This is a genomic window from Streptomyces parvulus (assembly GCF_014648855.1).
In the GTDB taxonomy this organism is placed as follows: domain Bacteria; phylum Actinomycetota; class Actinomycetes; order Streptomycetales; family Streptomycetaceae; genus Streptomyces; species Streptomyces parvulus.
Genome location: NZ_BMRX01000011.1, coordinates 34,670 through 57,420 on the forward strand (window position 1 = coordinate 34,670; position 22,751 = coordinate 57,420).

22 protein-coding genes are annotated in these 22,751 nt (G+C 72.4%); 9 read left to right on the forward strand and 13 right to left on the reverse strand.

Translation table 11 applies throughout. From position 1 onward, the window contains the following. Window positions 1–16: 16 nt before the first annotated feature. Window positions 17–1,147, reverse strand: a complete 1,131-nt coding sequence (locus IE108_RS22395; RefSeq protein WP_064730374.1) for an aminopeptidase P family protein — start codon at window positions 1,145–1,147, stop codon at window positions 17–19. A gap of 169 nt (window positions 1,148–1,316) precedes the next feature. Here IE108_RS22395 and IE108_RS22400 point away from each other — a divergent pair, with 169 nt between their 5' ends. Continuing rightward, on the forward strand, window positions 1,317–2,069 hold the full coding sequence (locus tag IE108_RS22400; RefSeq protein ID WP_079163698.1) for a phosphodiesterase: 753 nt from the start codon (window positions 1,317–1,319) through the stop codon (window positions 2,067–2,069). Here IE108_RS22400 and IE108_RS22405 read toward each other — a convergent pair. From IE108_RS22405 to IE108_RS22420, 4 genes are all read right to left on the reverse strand, one after another. Then, window positions 2,062–2,652 (reverse strand): PDZ domain-containing protein, encoded by a 591-nt coding sequence (locus tag IE108_RS22405; RefSeq protein ID WP_064730372.1) that lies wholly within the window; start codon window positions 2,650–2,652, stop codon window positions 2,062–2,064. The two genes, IE108_RS22400 and IE108_RS22405, sit on opposite strands and share 8 nt — an antisense overlap. Window positions 2,653–2,727: 75 nt before the next feature. Further along, entirely contained in the window at window positions 2,728–4,926 is a 2,199-nt protein-coding gene (gene cyc2, locus IE108_RS22410; RefSeq protein WP_064730371.1) for a germacradienol/geosmin synthase Cyc2, read from the reverse strand. A 94-nt stretch (window positions 4,927–5,020) separates the two neighbouring features. Then, on the reverse strand, window positions 5,021–6,205 hold the full coding sequence (locus tag IE108_RS22415; protein WP_064730370.1) for a damage-control phosphatase ARMT1 family protein: 1,185 nt from the start codon (window positions 6,203–6,205) through the stop codon (window positions 5,021–5,023). Between the two features lie 31 nt (window positions 6,206–6,236). Continuing rightward, window positions 6,237–6,884: a ScbR family autoregulator-binding transcription factor gene (locus tag IE108_RS22420; protein WP_064730369.1), complete on the reverse strand. Its 648-nt coding sequence runs from the start codon at window positions 6,882–6,884 to the stop codon at window positions 6,237–6,239. 329 nt (window positions 6,885–7,213) lie between these two features. On the opposite strand from IE108_RS22420, the gene IE108_RS22425 reads away from it, so the two are divergent. The 5 genes from IE108_RS22425 (at window position 7,214) to IE108_RS22445 (ending at window position 12,041) form a co-directional block, all read left to right on the forward strand. After that, on the forward strand, window positions 7,214–8,227 hold the full coding sequence (locus IE108_RS22425; protein WP_064730368.1) for a substrate-binding domain-containing protein: 1,014 nt from the start codon (window positions 7,214–7,216) through the stop codon (window positions 8,225–8,227). 66 nt (window positions 8,228–8,293) lie between these two features. Continuing rightward, window positions 8,294–10,666, forward strand: a complete 2,373-nt coding sequence (locus IE108_RS22430) for a sensor histidine kinase (protein ID WP_064730367.1) — start codon at window positions 8,294–8,296, stop codon at window positions 10,664–10,666. Further along, entirely contained in the window at window positions 10,663–11,082 is a 420-nt protein-coding gene (locus tag IE108_RS22435; RefSeq protein ID WP_064730366.1) for a roadblock/LC7 domain-containing protein, read from the forward strand. The genes IE108_RS22430 and IE108_RS22435 overlap by 4 nt, the downstream gene beginning before the upstream one ends. A 1-nt stretch (window position 11,083) precedes the next feature. Then, window positions 11,084–11,443: a DUF742 domain-containing protein gene (locus IE108_RS22440; protein ID WP_064730365.1), complete on the forward strand. Its 360-nt coding sequence runs from the start codon at window positions 11,084–11,086 to the stop codon at window positions 11,441–11,443. Beyond that, the gene (locus IE108_RS22445) at window positions 11,430–12,041 is read left to right on the forward strand and encodes a GTP-binding protein (protein ID WP_079163697.1); all 612 of its coding nucleotides are present in this window, start codon (window positions 11,430–11,432) and stop codon (window positions 12,039–12,041) included. Before IE108_RS22440 ends, IE108_RS22445 begins: the two co-directional genes overlap by 14 nt. A gap of 21 nt (window positions 12,042–12,062) precedes the next feature. Here IE108_RS22445 and IE108_RS22450 read toward each other — a convergent pair whose 3' ends face one another. From IE108_RS22450 to IE108_RS22465, 4 genes are all read right to left on the reverse strand, one after another. Further along, window positions 12,063–13,025, reverse strand: coding sequence for an ABC transporter substrate-binding protein (locus IE108_RS22450; RefSeq protein WP_064730364.1), 963 nt, complete (start codon window positions 13,023–13,025; stop codon window positions 12,063–12,065). Window positions 13,026–13,109: 84 nt separating this feature from the next. Next, a complete protein-coding gene (locus IE108_RS22455) occupies window positions 13,110–13,775 on the reverse strand; it encodes an ABC transporter permease (protein WP_064730363.1) in 666 nt (221 codons plus the stop codon). Next, entirely contained in the window at window positions 13,772–14,482 is a 711-nt protein-coding gene (locus tag IE108_RS22460) for an ABC transporter permease (RefSeq protein WP_064730362.1), read from the reverse strand. Before IE108_RS22460 ends, IE108_RS22455 begins: the two co-directional genes overlap by 4 nt. Then, a complete protein-coding gene (locus IE108_RS22465) occupies window positions 14,479–15,630 on the reverse strand; it encodes an ABC transporter ATP-binding protein (RefSeq protein ID WP_064730361.1) in 1,152 nt (383 codons plus the stop codon). The genes IE108_RS22460 and IE108_RS22465 overlap by 4 nt, the downstream gene beginning before the upstream one ends. Before the next feature lie 251 nt (window positions 15,631–15,881). Between IE108_RS22465 and IE108_RS22470 the strand changes: the two genes are divergently transcribed. Further along, window positions 15,882–17,603: an MOSC and FAD-binding oxidoreductase domain-containing protein gene (locus IE108_RS22470; RefSeq protein WP_064732015.1), complete on the forward strand. Its 1,722-nt coding sequence runs from the start codon at window positions 15,882–15,884 to the stop codon at window positions 17,601–17,603. Between the two features lie 9 nt (window positions 17,604–17,612). Here IE108_RS22470 and secY read toward each other — a convergent pair whose 3' ends face one another. Further along, a complete protein-coding gene (secY, locus tag IE108_RS22475; RefSeq protein ID WP_064730360.1) occupies window positions 17,613–18,920 on the reverse strand; it encodes a preprotein translocase subunit SecY in 1,308 nt (435 codons plus the stop codon). Between the two features lie 135 nt (window positions 18,921–19,055). Further along, window positions 19,056–19,598 carry a GPP34 family phosphoprotein gene (locus IE108_RS22480; protein ID WP_064732014.1) on the reverse strand — a complete coding sequence of 181 codons (543 nt, stop codon included), beginning with the start codon at window positions 19,596–19,598 and terminating at the stop codon, window positions 19,056–19,058. Between the two features lie 179 nt (window positions 19,599–19,777). Here IE108_RS22480 and IE108_RS22485 point away from each other — a divergent pair, with 179 nt between their 5' ends. Continuing rightward, entirely contained in the window at window positions 19,778–20,515 is a 738-nt protein-coding gene (locus tag IE108_RS22485) for an SDR family oxidoreductase (RefSeq protein ID WP_064730359.1), read from the forward strand. 22 nt (window positions 20,516–20,537) lie between these two features. Here the strand turns inward: IE108_RS22485 and IE108_RS22490 are convergent, their stop codons facing one another. Next, complete coding sequence (locus IE108_RS22490; RefSeq protein ID WP_064730358.1) at window positions 20,538–20,831, reverse strand: muconolactone Delta-isomerase family protein; 294 nt, start codon at window positions 20,829–20,831, stop codon at window positions 20,538–20,540. A 30-nt stretch (window positions 20,832–20,861) separates the two neighbouring features. After that, complete coding sequence (locus tag IE108_RS22495; protein ID WP_189397739.1) at window positions 20,862–21,557, reverse strand: type 1 glutamine amidotransferase domain-containing protein; 696 nt, start codon at window positions 21,555–21,557, stop codon at window positions 20,862–20,864. A gap of 178 nt (window positions 21,558–21,735) precedes the next feature. Here IE108_RS22495 and IE108_RS22500 point away from each other — a divergent pair, with 178 nt between their 5' ends. Then, window positions 21,736–22,566 carry a class I SAM-dependent methyltransferase gene (locus IE108_RS22500; RefSeq protein ID WP_064730356.1) on the forward strand — a complete coding sequence of 277 codons (831 nt, stop codon included), beginning with the start codon at window positions 21,736–21,738 and terminating at the stop codon, window positions 22,564–22,566. Window positions 22,567–22,751 lie beyond the last annotated feature (185 nt).

Here is a 22,751-nt window from a genome sequence, read left to right on the forward strand (position 1 = left end):
ATCCGTCCGTCTCCGGTCAGTCCACCACGACCAGTTCCCGCGTGGTGTCGTTGAACCGGTGACCGCCGTCCTCCGTGACGGTGACGATGTCCTCGATGCGCACCCCGAACCGCCCGGGCAGATAGACCCCGGGCTCGACGGAGAAGCACATGCCGGGCACGAGCGGCCGCTCCTCGCCCTCGATCATGTACGGCGGTTCGTGCGTGGTGACGCCGATGCCGTGCCCGGTGCGGTGGATGAAGTACTCCCCGTACCCGGCGTCCGCGATGACCGCGCGGGCGGCCCGGTCGACGTCCTGGCAGGCCGCGCCGGGCCGCACCGCCCGGAAGCCGGCCTCCTGCGCCTCGCGGACCAGGTCGTGCACCCGGCGCTCCTCGTCGGTGGGTGCGCCTACGTGGACGGTGCGGGAGGTGTCGGATCCGTAGCCGTCCTTCAGGCCGCCGAAGTCCAGGACGACCATGTCGCCGTCCTCGATGACCCGGTCGCCCACCTCGTGGTGGGGGTTGGCGCCGTTCGGCCCGGAGGCGACGATGGTGAAGTCGACCCGGGAGTGTCCGAAGCCCAGCAGCAGCCCGGCGAGGTCGGCGGCGACCTCGGACTCCCGCCGGCCGCCGAAGCGGACGGTGCGGATCTCCTCGAAGGCCGCGTCGGCCGCCGCGCCCGCCGCCGCCAGCAACTCCAGCTCCGCGGGGTCCTTGACGGCGCGGAGCATGGGCAGCGCGTCGGTGAGGGAGGCGTAGGAGGTGCCCGGCAGGGCGCTTTGCAGGGCCAGCAGGTGCAGCGCCCAGGCGTTGTCGCTGATGCCGAAGCGTCCGGCGCCGTCCAGGAGGGCCGCCGTGGCGGCGTACGGGTCCTTGCCGTCGGTCCAGTCGCGCAGGGTCAGGGCGGGCGCGCCGGCCGCCTTCGCCGCGTCGGGGGCCTCCAGGGCGGGGACGACCAGTACGGGGTCGCGGCCGGGGGCGAGGACGAGCAGCGTGAGCCGTTCGGTGTCCGCGGTGGGCGCGTAGCCGGTGAGCCACACGAGGTCCGGGCCCGGCGCCACCAGCAGCCCGGCGAGTCCGGCGTCGGCGGCCGCCCCGGCGGCGCGTTCCATGCGGGCCCGGTAGTCGTCGGCGGTGAACGAGGCGGCGGTCCTGCTGCCGGTCATCCGGGCCTCCCTGGGCGTAAGAGTGAAGGGACCACGGGCAGCATCCTGCCCGCCGCGAGGGGGCGGCGCGAGCCGATTGGCGTTGATCGACCGCAAGGACTAATGGTTTGATGCGGCGTAAGCATTAGCCAGGGGGCGGACCGTGCGGTCGCCCGACGGAGGGGGCACCGTGCTCGTACTCGCGCACATCAGCGATCTTCACCTCGACGGGAGCCCGCGCTCGACCGAGCGGGCCGAGCGGGTCCGCGACCACCTGTGGGCGCTGCCCGGCCGGGTGGACGCGCTGCTGGTCACGGGGGACGTCGCGGACCACGGCACGGAGGCGGAGTACGAGGAGGCCGCGGGGCTGCTCGGACTGCGCGACGGCACCGCGCCGTTCCCCGTCCTGACCTGCCCCGGCAACCACGACGCCCGCGCCGCCTACCGGAAGGCCCTGCTGGGCCGCCCGCCCGCCGGGGGGCCGGTCAACGAGGTGCGCGTCTTCGACGGCGGCGCGGTGCTGATGTGCGACTCCAGCATCCCGGGCAGTGACGAAGGCGAACTGGACGAGGAGACGTACGGCTGGATCGAGGCGACGCTCGACGGGCTCGGCGACCGCCCCGCGCTGCTCGCCTTCCACCACCCGCCGACGACCCTGCACCATCCCCTGCCCGACTCCTACCCCCTGCGCCGGCCCGAGCGCCTCGCCGCGCTGCTGGAGCGGCGGCCGCGGATCGCCGGGCTGATCACGGGGCACGCCCACACCGCGGCCGCCACCCTCTTCGCCGGGCGGCCCGTGCTGGTGGGCCCGGGGGTGACGTGGACGCTGCGGCTGCCGTGGGAGGGGGAGCGGGCCGCCGACCGGGACGCGCCGGTCGGGCTCGCCTACCACGTGCTGGACGACGCCGGGCGGCTCACCAGCCACTTCCGCACCCTCACGTGACGACGCCCGGCACGGCCGTCAACTGCTGGTAACCGCCGCTGCGGTGGCGGACGGTCACCGTCACCTCCGTGCCGGGCCGTGCACGGGCCACCGCCCGGGCCAGGTCGGCGGCCGAGTCGACCCGGTCGTCTCCGAACGCCAGCAGGACGTCGCCCCGCACGAGCCCCGCCGCGTACCCGGGGCCGGGCACGTGGACCCCGACGACGAGGGCTCCCGGCTTCTCGTGGTCCACGGCCTCCACCCCGAGGGTCGCCGCGGCGCGGGCCGGGGAGGCGCTCCGGTCCGCCGGGGGCCGGTCCGGCGCGGTGCGGGAGCCCGTCCCGTCCCCCGCCTGCGGTCCCGCCGCCTGGGCCCGCTGCCGCAGCGCGGCGAGTTCGCTCATGCCGATCACCGTGGCGCCCACGGTGCCGAGGCCCACGCCCGCGAGCAGCAGGAGGAGGGCGGCGCACGTGCCGAGCAGCACGGTGGTCAGCCGGCGCCGCCGCCGGCGCCCGGTGTGCGGGCGCCGGGGACCGTCGGGCCCGGTACGGGCGGCCGGTTCCCGGCCCGGCATCGGCTTGGGACGCAACGCTGTCTGTTCCATGGATCGCCTCCGGCAGGTGCTCTACCCGGCGCACCGGCGCGTGACGAGCCACGAACGAGTGAGACTGGACGCCGGTCAGGGCGCCGGCACGGCAACCCTCCCGGACGGGGACGGGGAGAGCGGCAGGGGCGGGGCCGGGATCCGGTCCGGGAGGAAGCCGTGGGTGCGGCCCGCCAGGTACTCGGCCTTGTAGCGCGGGACCCGCTGGTGCCAGTTGAGGATGCCGGCCATCCAGTTCTGGAGGTCGGTCACATAGCCGCGCATGATGCCGCGCGCCTCGTCCGAGAGCTGGAAGTCGTCGTACACGACCGGCAGTTCATGGGCGACGACGTGCTCGAACTGGCGCATGCGCTGGTTCATCAGGTCCTGCACGACCCGCAGGGCGGCCGGGTAGTCGACGCCGAAGAAGTTCTGCACGACGAGGATCGCGTTGTGGACCTCGCCCTCGTACTCGATCTCCTTCTGGTACGAGAACACGTCGTTGAGCAGGCACGCGTAGTCGATCGCCGCGTTCTCCAGGGAGCGGACCGGGCCGCTGCGGTAGACCTCGGGCGGCACGGCGGGTCCGTGTCCGGCGCGGCACAGGCCCAGGGTGAGGTCGGAGCCGAAGGTGGCGCGCCGCATCTCCAGGTAGTCCACCGGGTCGGGGACGCGGTTCTGGATCTGGTTGGACAGCTCCCAGACCCAGGCCTCGGTCATCTTGTCCACGGCCGCCTTCAGGGGCCGCCGCTCCTCGGGCGTCATGCCGGCCGTCGTGCGCGTCCACAGGTCGATCAGCGAGCGTTCCATGGCGTTGCCGGGCGGCGGGACGGGCTCGCCGTCGAGCGGCATGCAGGCCGACAGGCGGGCCGTGGTCAGCCGGGCGGCCGCCAGGTCGCGGCGGTGCCCGTAGACGAGCGGGTAGTAGTCGTCGCCGTAGGTTCCGAAGGCCAGCCAGTCGGACGCGAGGTCGAGCTGGTCCTGGGTGGCGTCCGGGTCGAGACCGGCGGCGCACAGGGGGAGGTCGCAGCTCGCGAGCTTGTCCTCGTCCCACACGCCCTCGCCGAGGACGCCCATCCGGTGCGACCACGCGAGCAGGTGCCGCCGGGAGTCCTCGAGGGCGGGGCTCAGCGCCAGCGGGTACGGCATGCGGATGTCGGGGATGACCGAGGGGCCGACCTTCTGGAAGGGAACGTGGGTGTAGGGGCGGGCCCGCCGGGCGGCCGCGGCGGCGAGCAGCGCGCCGACGTCCGCCGCGGAGGTGCCGGGCCCGGTCAGCGCCTGCCAGCCGGCGAGCGGCCGGGTGCCCCCGTTCATGTACCGGCTGGAGCGCATGTGCCATTCGTGGCCGCCGGACTGCCAGTCCTGGAGTCCCTTGGCGTACGCCCCGACGGCGGCGGCCTCGGGCGGGGTGAGGCCGTTCTCCAGGGCCACGGCGGGCACCTCGGTGAACGCGGTGTGCTCGAACTGGTGCAGCCGGGAGGTGAGGACGTCGTTGACCAGTTCGGCGGCCTCCTGGGTGGTGCAGCCGAAGAAGGTCTCCAGGACCAGGACCCCGTTGCTCAGCTCGCCCTCGTCCTCGACCTCCCGCTGGTAGGAGAAGAGGTCGTTGCGCAGGTGCACGGCGTCGGAGAAGGTCTCCATCAGCACCCGGAGCGGCCGGGATCCGGCGACGGCCGCGGGCACCTCGGCGGTCGCGTACTCCACCAGCCCCGCCGACCAGGGGGCGCCGCCGACCTTGCGGCGCATCTCGATGTACTCGACGGGGTTGGCGATCCGCCCCTCGTTGATGTTGGACAGCTCCCACAGGGACTCGTTGAGCAGGTGCTCGGTCGCGACGGCGAAGCGGCGGCGCCAGTCGGCCGACATCGCCGGCACCGTGCGGGTCCACAGGTCGGCGAGCCCGGCCTCGACCGGATTCTCCGGCTCGGGCATCGGCGTGGCGGGGTCGAGCGGCATGAACAGGGGCAGCCGGTCCAGGTGGGCCTTGCCGGCGACGCGGTCCTGGGTGCGCTTGAAGCGCTCCAGGAAGTGGTCGTCGAAGAAGAAGACCCACACGTACCAGTCGGTGATCAGGGAGAGCGCCGGCCCGTCGCAGTCGGGGTGGGTGTAGGCGCAGAGCAGTCCGTAGTCGTGTGCGTCGAGGTCGGACTGCTCCCAGACCCCGGAGCCCTCCAGCATGCCCATCTCGCGCGCCCACACCGTCGAGTGGGCGCGGGCCTCGTCCAGGTGCGGGTTGAGCCGGGCGGGATGCGGCAGGTAGAAGTGCGGGAGTTCGAACGGCTGTTGCGTCATGGCCGGGCACTACCCAGGGCCCCCGGGGCACATCCGCCCGGTGGGACATGATCACACCATCGCGTGAAACAACGCGGAACGCGGGACTCCGCGGTCAGGTCCTGACCTGGATCAGGGCGTGCGTCCCGCCGGTCCGCCAGCGCTCGTCCCCGCCCTTCTCCAAGGCCGCCACGGTCGTCCCGGTCAGGCCGGTGATCACGTCGGACTTCAGGGTGCGCAGCGCCGCCACCGGGCCCGGGAAGTACGCGGTGGCGTCGGCGAAGGGCGTGGTGGGGTCCCACCACCGGTCGCCCACCAGGCGACGGTAGTTGAGGTCGCCCTTGAGGACGGTGACGGTGGCCGCGGCGAACTCCGCGCGCAGGTCGCCGGGCATGTCCGCGTACGGCAGCGGTGCGCAGGAGAAGGGGTGGGCGCGGACGGTGACGCGCCCCTCCCGCAGCGCGGTCCACAGCAGCCGCCCGTAGGTCCCGGCCGTGCCGCCCGCCGCCGTCAGCCGGCGCAGGGCGTCGAGCAGGTCGGCGGGCGTGGCGTCGGAGACGTAGTACGGATGCGGCTTGAGGTGCAGGACCGCCTGGTCGACGCGGCCCTCGGCGAGCAGGTGGGAGAGGAGGAGCAGGTCCGGGACGAGTTCGCGGCCGGCGTTGTCCGCGACGAGGCACAGGGTGCGCGGTCCCGGCGTGTCCAGCAGGGACCACAGGGCGTCGCCGTCGTCGCACACCAGCGCGTCGACCTGCTGCCCGGTGCCGCCCTCGGAGAGGCGGAAGCCGAGGTCCGCCCGGTTGCCCCAGAGCGAGCCGTGCAGCAGGGCCCGGCCGCGCTCGTCGGCGGTCAGGCCGGCGAGGCCGTCCAGCGCGGCGAGTTCCTCGTCGGTGGCCGGGTCGTCGAGTTCGGCGAGCTTCGCGGGCCGGAACGGGTCGACGCCCTGCCAGGTGCCCGGGGCGAAGTAGCCGACGGCGTCGAGGAGCCGGCGGTAGAAGTGGCTCTCGGCCCACAGCCAGGGCACCTCGTACCAGGAGCGGCCGGCGTACGCGTCCAGCCCCCAGCGCGCCCAGCGCTCCCGGTCGCGGGCGTCCGCCTGCGCGGGCAGCGGTTCGACGACTCCGTCGGCACAGCTCGCGAGCAGCGCGTCCAGGGCGCGGAGCCGCTCGGGGCCGAAGGGGAACGCGTCGCGCACCTGCCGGACGATGGCGGGGTGGCGGTCGGCGAGCACGCCGTGCGGAAAGGATCCGGGCTCGTCGCCGAGGATGACGGGGGCGGGCTCGGGCGCGGTGTCGGCCATGCGCCTCACCGTATCGCGCGGGCCGGTCCGGTCAGGCGCTCGCGGTCTCGCGCTCCAGGCGCGCCGCGAGGGTGACGTAGCGCGCGCGGCGGGTCACCGGGACCATGCCGCGGATGAGGATGTGCCACATCTGGGCGAGGCGGCGGGGGTGGCGTCCGGCCGGCTCCAGGGTGCCGCTGACCAGGCGGGTGCCGACGACGGAGCAGACCAGGGTGTGGGCGACCGAGTCCACGTCGATGTCGGGGTGCACGTCGGCCTGGCGGACGGCGTCGAGCAGCCGGGACGTGGCGATCTCCCGCCACTCGGTGAAGGGGTGCGGCAGCGGCGACCGCACCGGCACGCCCGCGGTCGCGAGCCGCAGGCCGGCGCGCAGCACCGGGCCCTCCTCGCACAGCCGGGCCATGCCGAAGGTGATCCGCATCAGCGCCTCCAGCGACGTGTAACCGCGCCCGGTCAGTTCGTCGGCGAGCCGGCGCAGGGTCCTGGACTGGATCTCCATGATGGCGTGGGCGAGGTCCTCCTTCGCCGCGAAGTGGAAGTACAGGGCGCCCTTGGTGACTCCGGCGTGGGCCACGATCTCGCTGAGGCTGGTCGACTCGTAGCCGTGACGGTCGAACAGATCGGCCGCGGCATCGACGATCGTCGCGCGGGTCTGCTCGGCGCGTAGCTGCCTCGCCATCGGCTGAACTCTCCTGGGCTGGAACTCAACAGGCCGTGCCGCCTGCATTAACCCCCTGTACACGATAACTCACCGATAACTGACCGTCAGATAGTCCTCCTTGCTGCCCCGTCCCGGACACGGCGGGGGCCCGGCCGTTCACCTGTGCCCTTTCATCACGATGCGGCACCGACAACTCACACGTGGTCGCGGGTCACTTGACTACCGGCGGTCACTCGCGATTGGCTCCGGCAAGGCGAGATTCACCCGGTCGGCGCAGCGACCCGAGGCTCCGGGCCACCTCGCTCCGTTCCTCCTGCTCGGCCGCACAGCGAGGTGCCCCCGCCCCCATGAGAACTCCTCCCCCGTCCACCCACTCCCCCGGTCCGCTCCGTGCCGCGGCCCTCGCCGCGGCCGTCTGCCTGCTGGCGGGCGGCTGCTCCGCCCTGGGCGGCGACGAGAACGGCTCTCCCTCCGGGGCCGCCGGCGGGTCCGGCGGCGGCCGGATGAAGGTCGTCATGGTCACCCACGGCGGAGAGGGCGACGCCTTCTGGGACCGGGTGCGCAAGGGCGCCGAGGCGGCGGCCGCCAAGGACGGCATCGACCTGACGTACGCGGGCGACGCCGACGGCGCGGACCAGGCCGACCTGGTGCGGGACGCCGTCCGGGACAAGGTGGACGGCATCGCCGTGACCCTGGCCAAGCCGCAGGCGATGAAGGCTCCGGTCGCCGAGGCCAGGGCGGCGGGCATCCCGGTGGTGGGGCTCAACTCCGGCATGGACGCCTGGCGTTCGGCAGGCCTGCTGGAGTACTTCGGGCAGGACGAGAGCGTCGCGGGCCGGGCGGTCGGCGACAAGCTCGACGATCTCAGGGCCAAGCACGCCCTGTGCGTCATCCACGAGCGTGGCAACGTTGCCGTCGAGGCCCGGTGCGCCGGCGTCAAGAAGACGTTCGGGGGCGAGACCGAGATGCTCTACGTGGAGGGCACCGACATGAAGGCCGTCGGGGCGGCGGTCACCGCACGGCTGCGCCAGGACCCCAGCATCGACGAAGTCGTCACGAACGGGGCGGCGTTCGCCCTGTCCGCGGTCAAGTCGGTGGCCGAGGCGGGCAGCCGCGCGCACGTCGCCACCTTCGACCTCGACAACGACCTGGTCGCCGCCGTGAAACGCGGGGACGTGCAGTTCGCCGTGGACCAGCAGCCCTACCTCCAGGGCTACCTGGCGGTGGACGCGCTCTGGCTGTACCGGACCAACGGCAACGTCAGCGGGGGCGGTACGGAGCCCGTGCTGACCGGCCCCGCGTTCGTGACCCGGACGAACGCCGACACGGTCGCCAGGTTCGCCGCGGGCGGCACCCGGTGACCGGGCCCCGCGGCGGCCGGCCCGCCCGCACCCGTCCTCCCGCCCCGATGACCGCCTAGGACGACGATGCCCGCACGGAAGGGAGCCCGGCGCCGCCTCGGCTCCATACGTCTCTCCCTGATCCTCCTGGCCCTGGTTCCCGGCGTCACGCTGGCCGCCGTGTGGGGGGTGACGACGATCCAGATGTTCTCGGAGGGCCTGCGGCTGCGCGCGCAGACGGAGTTGAGCCGCGACACCGGCGCGATGGGCACCGAGGCGACGCTCGCCCTCCAGAAGGAGCGCAGCCTTTCGGCCGCCTGGCTGGCCGCGCCCGGCGGCGACCGGGCGGAGCTGGAGGCCCAGCGCCGTACGACGGACGACGCCGTGGCCCGGCTGGTCCGCCAGTCCGACGCGATCGACCGGGCGCCCACCCGGGTGTCGGACCGGCTGTACTCGGTGCTCGGCTCGGTGGGCAGCCTGGAGTACTACCGCGACCAGGTCGACGACCCGAGCGACATCACCCCGGAGCAGGCCCTCGACCAGTACTCGTCGATCGTCGACGAACAGATCCAGGCCTTCAAGGAGCTGTCCCAGGTCGACGACGGCGACCTGACCTCGCAGGCCGGTCCGCTGGTGGCCCTGGAGCAGGCCGCCGAGCTGACCTCCCAGACGGACGCCCGGCTCACCCTGGCCTGGTCGTCCGGCCGGATGGACGAGCGGCAGTGGCGGGAGTTCGCGCAACTGGTGCACACCCGGCGCTGGCTCGTCCAGGACCAGATCGTCCCGTCGCTGAGCGGCAGCGCGAAGACGCAGACCGAGCGGATCCTCGCCGCCCCCGAGTGGCGGACCCTCCAGGAAGTGGAGGACGCGGTGCTCGCGGCCCGCGCGGCCGACGGGGAGGACCGGATCGACCTGCCGGACCTGCGGGAGAGGTGGACGGCGGCGTTCGCGAAGGTCTCCGACGAGTACGGGAAGCTGATCCGGCAGCAGACCGGCGGTCTCCTGGACCGCAGCGCCGACGAGGCGAACCAGCTGCTCGTCACGGCCGCCTCCCTCAGCGCGGGCGGTCTGGTCGCCCTGCTGCTGTGCGTCGGCATGTCCTGGCGCATCACGCGCTCGCTGTCGAGGCGGCTGCGCGGGCTGCGGCTGGCCACGCTGAGCCTCGCCGAGGAGCGGCTGCCGGACGTGGTGGCGCGGCTGGAGCGGGGCGAGAAGGTCGACGTGGAGTCGGCGACGCCGCCGCTCGACTACGGGCGCGACGAACTCGGCCAGGTCGCCCAGGCGTTCAACACGGCGCAGCGCACCGCCGTGCACACCGCGGTCGAGCTGGCGGACACCCGGCGCGGCTTCCAGAAGGTGATCCTGGGCATCGCCCGGCAGAGCCAGAACCTGGTCAACATGCAGCTCGGCAAGCTGGACGCCCTGGAGCGCGAGCACACCGACCCGGAGATCCTGAAGGGCCTGTACGAACTGGACTCCACGGCCAGCCAGTTGCGCCGGTACGAGGAGAACCTGGTCATCATCAGCGGTGAGCAGCCCCGGCGCACCTGGCGCGAGCCGGTCTCGCTGGTCGACATCCTGCGCAGCGCCGTCGGCGAGGTGGCCGAGTACCAGCGCGTGGAGCTGCACACCGACGAGGAGGTGGCGCTCGCGCCGCCCGCGGTGGCCGACGTGATCCACCTGCTGGCCGAGCTGATCGACAACGCGACCGCCTACTCCCCGGCGCCGAACCCGGTCGGGGTGCGCGCGGCGCTGGTGGCCAAGGGCCTGGCCGTGGAGATCGAGGACCGCGGACTCGGCCTGTCCGAGGAGGACTACGCGGCGTTCAACGAACAGCTGGCGGTGGCCCCGCAGTTCGACGTGGTGGCGCTCGCGGACGACCTGCGGCTCGGCATGTTCGTCGTCGCGCGCCTGGCGCACCGGCACGGCATCACGGTCACGCTGCGCTCCTCGCCGTACGGCGGCACCACGGCGATCGTGCTGATCCCGCACGACATCGTGGTGCGGGAGCCGGCCGACGACGCGCCCGCGCCCGGCGCCGACGCCCCCGCGTCCGCCGGTCCTGCGGCACCGGACGAGGTTCCCGCCGGGCCCACGGCGCGGCCGCGTCCGGCCCCCGCGAGCCGGGCCGAGAACGTCGCTCCCGTCACGGCCGCCGCGTCCGACGCCGGACCGGACGGCCTGGCGCCGCTGCCCCGCCGGGTCCCGCAGACCAGCCTCGCCGCCGAGCTGCGGGACGAGGACCCCGGTGGCCGCCGGGACGACGGGGCCGAGGACCACGGCGACTTCACGGCCGAGCGCGCCGCCTCGTCCCTCGCCGGCTTCCAGCGCGGCACGCTCCTCGCGCAGACCGACGACGGCCCCGACCACCCCGCCGGCGCCGACGAGCAGGTGTTCTCCTCCGCCGCCCCCTCCACTCCTCACGCCGACCGCACACCGCCGACGAAGGACACCCGATGACCCGACCCTCCCCCGCCACGCACAGCGAGCTGGACCAGTTGCTCACCGGACTCGTGGAGCGGGTCGCCGACGTCAACCAGGCGGTGGTGCTCTCCGAGGACGGACTGGTCGTCAGCAAGTCCACCGGTTTCCTGCGGGACGACGCCGAGCGGCTGGCGGCGACCGCGTCGGGCCTGATGAGCCTCAGCAAGGGCGTCAGCATGGACTTCCGCGGCGGCCCGGTGCGCCAGGCCCTCATCGAGATGGCGAACAGCTACCTGATCCTCACCTCCGCGGGTCCGGGCGCCCATCTGGTCGTGCTCACCGGGCCGAACGCGGACGTCGGTGTGGTGGCGTACCAGATGAACATGCTGGTGAAGAAGATCGGCGAGCACCTGAGCGCGGCACCGCGGGCCACCGCGGGACCCGGCGAGTGACGTGACCGGAGGCGACGCGGGGGGCCGGCTCGTGCGGCCGTTCACCCTGACCGGCGGCCGGACCCGGCCCAGCCGCGCCGACTTCACCCTCATCACGACGGTGACCGCGGTGGACCCGCAGCCCGTGCGGGCCGCCCGGCCGCAGCCCGAGCACCTGCGGATCCTGCGGCTGTGCGCCCGGCCGGTGGCCGTGGCGGAGGTCGCGGCCCGCCTCGATCTGCCGGTGAGCGTGGTGGTCATCCTGCTCTCCGACCTGCTGGAGGCCGGCCGGATCACCGCCCGGCCGCCGCACCTGGTCACCCGCGCCAACCCGGACCTGGACCTGCTGCAGAAAGTGAGGGACGGCCTTGGCCGGCTCTGACCGCGCCGCCGAGGCGCGCACGGCGACCGCGCGCCCGTCCGCGCCCGACGCCGTCAAGATCCTGATCGCCGGCGGTTTCGGCGTCGGCAAGACCACCATGGTGGGCTCGGTCAGCGAGATAGCCCCGCTGCGCACCGAGGAGCCGCTGACCGCGGCGGGACTCGACGTCGACGACCTGGCCGGCATCGAGGAGAAGCGGGCCACCACCGTGGCCCTGGACTTCGGGCGCATCACCATCGGCCGGGAACTGGTGCTGTACCTCTTCGGTACGCCGGGTCAGCAGCGGTTCTGGTTCATGTGGAACGACCTGGCGATCGGCGCGCTCGGCGCGGTGGTGCTGGTCGACGTCCGCAGGCCCGAGTCGAGCTTCGCCGCCATCGACTTCTTCGAGCGGCGGGGCATCCCGTTCGTGGTCGGCGTCAACGGCTTCCACGGGCGGCACCCGTACCCGGCGGCGGAGATCCGCGAGGCCCTCGCGCTGCCGGAGCACGTGCAGGTGCTGCTGTGCGACGCGCGGGAGCGGACCTCCAGCCGGGACGTCCTCATCGCCCTGATCGACCAGCTGATCGACGCCGCGACCGGGGCCGCGGCGTCGTAGCGGGTCGTGCCCGGGCGTCCGTCAGACGAGGCCCGCGGACTCCAGCCACTCCTTGGCCACGTCCAGCGGGTCCTTCTTGTCCAGCTGGACCTGGGCGTCCAGGTCCAGGAGGGTCTTGGTGTCCAGCTTGGCGGAGACCGCGTTGAGCGTGTCCACGCCCTCCTTGGACAGGCCCTCCTTGGTGACCAGCGGGGTCACGTTGGCGAAGCCGAAGAGGTTCTCCGGGTCCTTCAGGACGACGAACTTCTCCTTGACGATGGTCGGGTCGGTGGTGAAGACGTCCGCCGCCTGCACCGTGTTCTTGGTGAGCGCGGCCTGGGTGAGCGGGCCGCCCGCGTCGAGCGCCTTGAAGGACTTGAACTTGACGCCGTACACCGACTCCAGGCCCTTCAGGCCCTGCTGCCGGGTCTGGAACTCGGGCGAGCCGCCGATGGTCAGGTCCGGGGCCACGTCCTTGAGGTCGGCGAGGGTCGACTCGGCGGTGAGGCCGTGCTTCTTCGCCGTCTCGGCGTTGACGCTCACCGAGTCCTTGTTCTCGGCCGGCGAGGAATCCAGCACGGTCAGCTTCTTGTCGAGCTTGGCCTTCACGGCCTCGTTGACCGCGTCGGCGGACTGCTGCTCGGCCTCGGGGTCGAGGTAGGCGAGGAGCGAGCCGTTGTACTCGGGCAGCACCGTGACCGAGCCGTTCTTCATCAGGCCGTAGGTCGTCTCCCTGCTGCCTATGTTGTGCTTGTAGGTGACCTTGAGGCCCTTGGCCTTGAGCGCCTCGCCGTAGATGTCGGCGAGCAGGGTGCTCTCGGCGAAGTTGTTCGAGCCGACGACGACGGTGCCGGCCTTCGCCTTCTCGCCGGCCAGCGGGTTGTCGGACGTGTCGTCGGAGTCGGAGGAACAGCCCGCGAGCAGCGCCGCCGCGGCGGTGAGCGCGACGGCCGCCGCACCGGAGTGCCTCGTCCTGGACCAGCTGCTCTTCCTGGTAGAAGTCATCCACCGATCCAAACGAGCCATGCGTCGGTCAGTCAAGAACAGCCTGGTTACGGTTTCTTCCCCGGCCGCCGCGCCCACCGCTCCTCAGCGCCGCCGCACGCCCGGCGACACCGCGAACCGTCCCGCCGCCCAGAACAGCCCGAGGGTGACCAGCGCGAGCGCGGCCACCAGCGTGGCGCCGCCGACCACCTTCTCGTAGTCGCGCTGGTAGAGCCCGTCGATGATGTACCGGCCGATGCCGCCGAGGGAGACGTAGGCCGCGATGGTCGCCGTGGAGACGACCTGGATGGCGGCGGAGCGCAGGCCGCTGAGGACGAGCGGCAGGGCGACGGGCAGTTCCACCCGGAACAGGATGCCGGCCTCGTGCATGCCCATGCCCCGCGCGGCGTCCACGGGTGAGGGGTCGACGGAGCGGACGGCCTCGTAGGTGGTGACCAGGATCGGCGGGATCGCGAGGATGACCAGCGGGACCATCACGGGCAGCAGGCCGATGCCGACGACGACGGCGATCAGCACCAGCAGGCCGAAGCTGGGCAGCGCGCGGGCGGCGGTGGCGACGAAGGCGACGGCGTTGCCGCCGCGGCCGGTGTGCCCGGTCAGCAGCCCGATGGGCAGGCCGATCGCGGTGGCGAGGCCGAGGGCCATCAGCGTGTACTGGACGTGTTCCAGCAGGCGCTGGGGGATGCCGTCGTAGCCGTGCCAGTGGGCGCTGTCGCTGAAGAAGGCGTTGACGAAGTTGAGGACGTTCACCGGGCCGACGCCTCCTCCGGCTCGGGCAGTTCGCGCCGGGCGGCAAACTGCTTGGGACGGCCGCCCTTGCCGCGCGGCATCCACGGCGTCAGCAGGTTGCGGATCAGGACGAGCAGCGCGTCGCACAGGACGGCCAGTACGGCGGTGGTCAGCACGGAGTTGACCGCCAGCTCCGGACGGCCGTACTTCTGGGCGTCGGCGAGCAGGTTGCCGAGGGCACCCTGGTTGCCGATCAGGGCGCCGACGCTGACCAGCGAGATGCTCGCGGACACGGCGACCCGCAGGCCGGCGAGGATGGCGGGCACCGCGATGGGCAACTGCACCTGGAGGTAGCGCCGTACCGGTCCGAAGCCCATGGCGGTGGACGCCGCCAGGGTCTCCTCGGGCACCGACCGGACGCCGTCGACGATGGCCGGCACCAGCACGACGAGGCTGTAGACGGCGAGCGGGATCATGACCGTCAGCTCGGTCTGGCCGGTGTAGTCGATGAGGACGACGAACACGGCCAGCGACGGGACGGCGTAGAACACGGTGGTCACGCCGAGCACCGGCGGGTACAGCCAGCGGAAGCGGACGCAGAGCTGGGCCACGGGCAGCGCGGCGAGCAGTCCGGCCAGCACCGGCAGCAGCGCCTCGCGCAGGTGCAGGCCGATCAGGCCGAAGTAGGTGTTGTCGAGGTCGCTCGGTATGTCGAAGAAGCCGTTCACGGCGCGACCTTCGTGACGTCGGCGGACCCGGCGCCGGGCGTCTCCTGGGCGGCCGTGCGGTCGTGGGCGGCGCGGATGGCCTCGGCGATGGTCTGCTGGGAGACGACACCGGTGACCCGGCCGCCGTCGTTCACGGCGACGGCCCAGCCGGCGGGCGAGAGGACGGCGCAATCGAGGGCGGCGCGCAGCGAGTCGGTGCCGGGCACGAAGGGCCGGCCGTGGGAGAGCAGCCGCGCGGCGTCGACGCTCCCGGCGGTCAGGTCCTCCGGCCGGGCCCAGCCGAGCGGCCTGTCGTCCGCGTCGGTCACCAGCAGGTAGGGGGCGCCGGCCGCGGCGGGCGGCGCCCCGGCGGCGTCGGCGCGCACGACCGGGCCGCGGGTCAGCTCCAGGCCGGCGGACGGGAAGAAGGAGAGGCGCCGGATGCCGCGGTCGGCGCCGAGGAAGTCCTCGACGAACTCGTCGGCGGGGTCGGACAGCAGCTCGGCGGGCGGCGCGAACTGGGCGAGCCGGCCGCCGGTGCGCATCACCGCGACCATGGTGCCCAGCTTGATGGCCTCGTCGATGTCGTGCGTGACGAAGACGATGGTCTTGCCCAGTTCGTCCTGGATGCGCAGGAGTTCGTCCTGGAGTCCCTTGCGGACCACCGGGTCGACGGCGGAGAACGGCTCGTCCATGAGCAGCACCGGCGGGTCGGCGGCGAGCGCCCGGGCCACGCCGACGCGCTGCTGCTGGCCGCCGGAGAGCTGGTAGGGGTAGCGCTTGCCGAGGGAGGCGTCCAGTCCCACCCGCTCCATCAGTTCGGCGGCGCGCTCCCGGGACTTCTGCTTGCCCCAGCCGATCATGCGGGGCACGGTGGCGATGTTGTCGAGGATCGTCCGGTGCTGGAAGAGCCCGGCGTTCTGGATGACGTACCCCATCGATCGGCGCAGTGTGGTGACCGGCTGCCGGCCGAGGTCGTCGCCGTCGAGGAGGATGGTGCCCTCGGTGGGCTCGACCATCCTGTTGATCATCCGCAGGGTCGTCGTCTTGCCGCAGCCCGAGGGGCCGACGAGGACGGTTATCGCGCGGTCGGGTATCTCCAGCGACAGGTGGTCGACCGCCACGGTGCCGTCCGGGTACCGCTTGGTGACTGAGTCCATGCGTATCAAAACGCCGAATGCCCTTCGGGTCTGGCAGAAGCTGCCCGCTCCGGCCGCGGTCGGTGGGGCCGTCGCCGGTCGAGTGTAGACGGCGGACCTGCGGGGCCCGTCGGTCCGGGCGACTCCTTCCCCCTGGCCGGGCGTTCACACCGGGGCCGTCGGGTGCGGCGCACGCGGGCCCGTACGCCTGCCGGGCGGCACGCCGGCCGGCGTACGACACTGGAGGGAAGACGTCCCCGGCCCCCGAGGGGAGCGATGTGGTGTCCTCCCTGCTGTCGGTGAACACGGGAATGCCGCGGAACGTGGCCTGGCACGGCGACACGGTCCACACCGGTGTGTGGAAGCTGCCGCGCTGCGGCCCGGTCACGGCCCGGCGCCTCAATCTCGACGGCGACGGCCAGGGCGACCGGGCGGGACACGGGGGCGAGCAGCGCGCGGTGCTCGTGTACCAGGTGCAGTCCTACCGGTACTGGGAGCAGGTCCTCCACCGCGACGACTTCGGCTACGGCCAGTTCGGCGAGAACCTCACCGTGGACGGCCTGCCCGACGACCGGGTCTGCATCGGTGACCGCTATGCCGTGGGAGAGGCCGAGTTCGAGGTCACGCAGCCCAGGGTCACCTGCTACCGCGTCGGCATGCGGCTCGCCGAGCCGCGCATGCCGGCCCTGCTGGTCGGCCACCGCCGGCCCGGCTTCTACATGCGGGTGATCCGGGAGGGCCGCATCCGGGCCGGGGACCCGATCGTCAGGACCCGCAGCGGATGGGGGTCACTGAGCGTCACCGACGCCGACGCCCTGCTCTACCTGCCCGACCACGACGCCGACACGCTGCGCCTCGCCCTCTCCGTCCCCGCGCTCAGCCCCGGCTGGCGCGGCTCGTTCCGCGACCTGCTGGCCGCCGCCGAGCATCCCGACGCCGCCCCGGGCCCGAGCTGGCCGGGCTTCCGGGAGCTGCTGGTGGACGAGGTGGTTCCCGAGAACGCGTCCGTCACCTCCCTCTATCTCGGCTCGCCCGACGGGTCGCCGCTGCCGGTGGCACGGGCCGGGCAGTACGTCACGCTGCGCCTTCCCTCGCTCGCCGAGCCGGCCCCGGTGCGCAGCTACTCCCTGTCCTCGGCCTCCGCCGACGGCCGGTACCGCATCAGTGTCAAACACGAGGCCCACGGCTCGGTGAGCGGATACCTGACGACGCGCACGCACCGGGGTGCCCGCCTGGACGTGGCGGCTCCCCGGGGCGAGTTCGTGCTCGACCGCGGCGGTGAGCCGGTCGTCCTCGTCTCGGCCGGAATCGGTCTGACACCGGTGCTGGCCATGCTCCACGACCTCGCCGCCCACGACCGCGAGCGTGAGGTCTGGTGGATCCACGGCGCCCGCCGGCCCGAGGAGCACCCGCTCGCCGCGGAGGCCCACGACCTGCTCACCGACCTGCCGAACGGGCACGAGCACGTCTATTACTCCGCCGCCCCCGGGGACCGCCGACCCGGCCACGCCGTACGGGGGCGGCTCACGAGGGAGGCGCTCCTGGCCCTTTCCCTTCCCGCCGACGCCAGCGCCTACCTGTGCGGGCCGGAGGGCTTCATGGACGACATGCGGCAGGCGCTCGAAGCGGCCGGCATCGATCCGGCCCGCACGCACACCGAGGCCTTCGCGGCCCTGCCCTCCCTCCGCCCCGGTGTCGCCGCGCAGGCGGTCGCGGCACCGCACCAGCCCCCCGGCGAGCCCGGGACGGGCCCACGGGTGACCTTCGCCCGCAGTGGCCTCGCCACCCGGTATCCCGCGGACGGGCGGAGCCTTCTCGAACTGGCCGAGGCCTGCGACGTCCCCGTCCGCTGGTCCTGCCGCACCGGGGTGTGCCACACCTGCGTCACCCCGCTCCTGTCCGGGACGGTCGGCTACGACCCGGCCCCGCTGGAGGACCCCGCGAGCGGCGAGGTGCTGATCTGCTGCGCCCGGCCGGACGCCGATGTCGTCCTGGACATGTGAGACCACGGCTCAGCGCAGGAATCCCTCGTAGCGGTGCTGCTCGATCTGGCTGCTGATCTGCTTCACGGTCTCCAGCCCGACGCTCACGATGATGAGGATGCTCGTCCCCGTGAGCTGGTTCGCGCTGCCGAAACTGCCGAGGGCCACCGTCGGCACCAGGGCGATCAGACCGAGGTAGAGCGATCCCGGCCAGGTGAGGCGGTTGAGGACGTACCCCAGGTACTGCGCGGTGGCCTTCCCCGCCCGAATCCCCGGAATGAACCCTCCGGCCTGCTTGATGTTCCCCGCGATCTCTTCCGGATTGAACGTGATGGACACGTAGAAGAAGGCGAAGAAGACGATGAGAAGGAAGTAGATCGCCACGTAATAGGGATGGTTCCCCTTGCTCAGGTTGTTCGTGATCCAGGTCGACCATCCGGAGTCGGAGCCGGCGAACTGCGCGATCAGCGCGGGAATGTAGAGCAGCGAGGAGGCGAAGATGACGGGGACCACGCCGGCCTGGTTGACCTTCAACGGGATGTAGGTGGCGGTGCCCCCGTACGATTTCCGGCCGATCATGCGCTTGGCGTACTGCACCGGAATGCGGCGTTGCGCCTGCTCCACGAAGACGACCAGGCCCACCATCACGAACCCCACCAGCAGGACGATGCCGAAGGCGAGCCAGCCGCCGGCGAGGGTGCTCTCCTGCTTCACCGCCCAGAGCGCGCCGGGGAGGGTCGAGGCGATGGAGAGGAAGATCAGCATCGACATGCCGTTGCCGACGCCCCGTTCGGTGATGAGTTCACCGAACCACATGACGCATGCCGTACCGGCCGTGATGGTCACCACCATGACGGCGGTGACGAAGACGGAGTCGTCCGGAACGATCTGAGACGCGTCCGGGCAGTTGGGAAACAGCGCGCCGTTGCGGGCGGTCGCCACGAGACCGGTCCCCTGGAGGACCGCGAGGGCCACCGTGAGGTAGCGGGTGTACTGAGTGATCTTCGCCTGCCCGGAGGCGCCTTCCTTCTTCAGCGCCTCCAGCCTCGGAATCACCGCCGTGAGCAGCTGGAGGATGATGCTGGCCGTGATGTAGGGAAGGATCCCGAGCGCGAACACCGTGATCTGAAGGAGCGCACCGCCGCTGAACAGGTTGACCAGCCCGAGGATTCCGTTCGACTGCGAAACGGAATCCACGCATCGCTGGACCCTCTGGTAGTCCACGCCCGGAATCGGCACATGGGAGCCGAGACGGAACAGGATGATGATGCCCAGCGTGAATGCCAGCTTTTTTCGCAGGTCGGGGGTCTTGAAAACACTTGCGAACGCGTTCAGCACGATGGTTCCTCTTGTGAGCCCGAGGGTGCCGGTCCGCGGCTCCTTGGGCTCATGCTGCACGCCCCGGGCGCGACCGGCCCGTCCTGCTGATCCCATCCGGTGGCGCCGGTAGGCCGTCCGGGTTCGGCGGCGGAGTCAGAAGCCGCGCAGGATGCCCTCGGAGGGGCCTCGCTCGATCGACCTGCGCTGCCTTTCGGCGGCCAGTTGCGTGACGGCCTGGTGCGTCTCACCCAGGATGGCGATCTGATCGGGGTCGAGGTCCGCGGCCGTGTCGTCGGACGGCGTCGGACGCATCCCGGCCGCCGCCGCGAGGTGGGCGAGGACGGGGTCGTTCCAGTCCCCCATGGCATCGGCCGCGTCGCGGTGGACGTGCCGGGCGTCCGCCGCGGCGGCCCGGTAGCGTCCGGCCAGGCCGCTGCCCCGGCGCCACAGCCAGCCCACGACCGTCTCGTAGGGGAAGTCCCGGACGACCTGGGACGCGGCCTCGATCAGCATCGGGCAGCCGGTCCTCACGGGCGCGGCGGGCAGGACGCGGTCGCCGTCGAGGAGGACGGCCTGCGCCTCCGTGAGATCGATGAGTTCGGCGGCCGCCAGCGCGAGCGACAGGTCGCCCTGCTCCACGCGCGGCTCACCACCGAGCACTACGGCGAGCGCCGACAGTCTCTGGGCTGTTGCCATGTACGACTCCAGGTCGGGCACCGGGTACGCCACGGCGGCGCGCAGGCTCTCGTTTCCACGGTCAGGATAGGCATGGAAACGGTCTCGGCAATTCTTCCGCCGATACGCGTCAAATGGTGTGCGTTTCGGCTGCCCGGTATTCTCGTAGACGGTTTCAGCTGCCTGATCGGAGGCGTGCGATGAGCCATGAGGAGAACGGCGGCGGGTTGGCCGGACAAGTGGTCGTGGTGATCGGCGGCAGCTCGGGCATGGGCTTCGAGACCGCCCGCCGTGTGCGTGCCGAGGGCGGCCAGGTGTTCATGACGGGACGGAACGCGGAGCGGCTGGAGCGGGCGGCGGCGGAGATCCGGCCGCTGGGCACGGCCACGTTCGACGCCGCGGACCCCGACGCGGTCCTGGCGTTCTTCCAAAAACTGCCGCACCCCGTCGATCACGTCATCTCCACCGCCGGCGGCCCGTCGTACCTGCCGCTGGCCGAGATGGATCTCGGTGAGACCAGCCGTCACTTCGGCGACCGCCTGGCCATGACCCTGGCGATCGCGAAGTACGGTCAGGACAAGGTCCGGGCCGGGGGGACGCTGCTCTTCATCGGCGGCACCGGCGGCAGGCGGCCCGGCGTCGGGCGGACGGTGATCGCGGCCCTCACCGCGGCGCTGCCCGCCCTCACCGCCAACCTGGCCCTCGAACTGGCCCCCGTGCGCGTGAACCTCATCGCGGCGGGCTTCGTCGACACGCCCCTCTCGGCATCGCTGCTGGGGGACCGCCTGGAGGCGAGGCGCGAGGAGCTGAGGGCAACGCTGCCGATCCGCCGCGTGGTCGGCCCGGGGGACGTCGCCGATCTCGCCCTGCACATCATGCGCAACGAGGCGCTGACCGGGGCGACGTACGACATCGACGGCGGTCAGCAGTTGCTCTGATCCCCCACGCTCCGCGGGCAGCTCATCCGGTCGGGCCGGGATCGTTCGGGTGGGGCCGCAGAGGCGTGACCTCGGCGGTCATCCACGGCCACAGCGGCAGGCTGCCCAGCACGTTCGACCACAGATCGGACTCGTCGTCGGCCCGCCAGACACCGACGCTGCGCGTCTCCCCGACCGGGCGCCACAGCCGGAAGAGCCGCCCCTGCTCAGCCAGCTCCCCCGCACGGACGGCCTCCGCCGCACGGCGCCGGTCGACCTCGGCCGGGTCGGTGCCCTCCGGGATCGCGGTGGTCAGTTCGACCAGGAACTCGTTCATGCTGCTGCCTTCCCACGCGCCCGGCGGCGTTCAGGCGAGAACCTTCAGCAGCCGGTCGGCCAGCACCTCGGCGGAGGCCGGATTCTGCCCCGTGACGAGGTTCCGGTCCTCGACCATGTACGGCTCCCAGACGGGCCCCCGGCTGTACTGGACACCGACCTTGTCCTTCAGGTCCGTCTCCAGCAGCCAGGGCGCCCGGGGGGCCAGGCCGACGCCCTCCTCCTCCTCGTTGCTGAAGCCCGTGACTTTGTACCCCGCGAACGGCGACACTCCGTGGATCCGGGTCGCCAGCATCGCGGCGGGCGCATGGCACACGATGAACAACGGCTCACCGGAGCCGAGTTGCGCCGTCAGGAGCCGGCCGGCGTCCGCGTCGAAGGCGAGATCCGACATCGGGCCGTGCCCACCCGGCAGGTACACCGCGTCGTAGTCCTCCAGACGCACGTCGGAAAGCCTCAGCGGACGACGCATCACCTCCGCGTCCCGGATGATGGACTCCAGATCCAGGGCGCCCTGCTCCCCACCGGCCATCGACGGACGGAGGCTCATCATGTCGACGTTCGGAGTGGTACCGCCCGGAGTCGCCACCACTACGGCGTGACCGGCGTCCGTCAGCGCCTTGTAGGGCTTGGCGAATTCCTCCGCCCAGTAACCCGTCGCATAGCGTGTGCCGTCCTTCAGCACCCAGTAGGTCGCACCACTGACCATGAACAGAACCGTTGCCATCACTCTGCGCCTCCACTCGCGATTCCGAGGCGATCAGGCACCAGTTCAGTCTAGAAGCGGGCCCGCCGGGTTGCATCCGGCACACTCCGCCCCACGCGGCGACGCTCGCCGGGCGGGGCGCCCGGCGCATCCCTATCCTCGAAAGGGGAGCCATCGGTACCGCGTGGAGGCGGGTCACATGACCGGGACGGCGGAGGCGCGTGAGGTGGACCGCGCTCTCAAGGCGAAGCATCGCTCGATGTGGGCCCTCGGAGACTATCCGGCGGTCGCGCGGAACGTCGTGGCCGGTCTCGGCCCCGCCCTCGTCGCGGCCTGCGGGATCGAGGACGGCGACCGAGTGCTGGACGTGGCCGCCGGATCGGGGAACGCCTCGATCCCGGCCGCACTGGCCGGCGGGGACGTGGTGGCCTCCGACCTCACTCCCGAACTGCTGGACGTGGGCCAGAGGGAGGCCGAGGCGCGGGGCGCGGCAGTGAGCTGGCAGGAGGCGGACGCCGAGGATCTGCCGTTCGAGGACGGGTCCTTCGACACCGTCATGTCCTGCGTCGGAGTCATGTTCGCTCCCCATCACCAGGCCGCCGCGGACGAGTTGGTGCGCGTCTGCCGGCCCGGCGGCACGATCGGGCTCCTGAGCTGGACGCCCGAGGGCTTCGTCGGGAAGATGTTCGCGATCATGAAACCGTACGCGCCGCCGCCCCCTCCCGGCGCCCAGCCCCCGCCGTTGTGGGGCCGGGAGGATCACGTGCGGACCCTGCTCGGCGACCGTGTCACGGACGTCGAGGCGCACCGGCGGTCGCTCCGCGTGGACGCGTTCGGCGGGCCGGAGGAATTCCGCGCGTTCTTCAAGTCCGCGTACGGGCCGACGATCAGCGTCTACCGGAACCTGGCCGACGACCCCGAGCGCACCGCAGCCCTCGACGCGGCCCTCCTGGACCTGGCACGCGGTGCGCTCCAGGACGGTGCCCTCGACTGGGAGTACCTGCTGCTCACCGCCCGCCGCGCCACCTGAGACCGCCGAGAGTCCGTGCCGTCTCCCCCTAGGGTCTGTCGTTTGGATCATGCCGGCGTCGCGGGGCGTGGCACGCGCGTCTGCGGCGTTGTCGTCGGTTGCCAACGCTCCACGTTGTCGCCCTCCTCCGCCTTGCAGCCGCACGCACCACGCCCCGCTCGGGTGGGTCGGCAAGGACCCTCCCT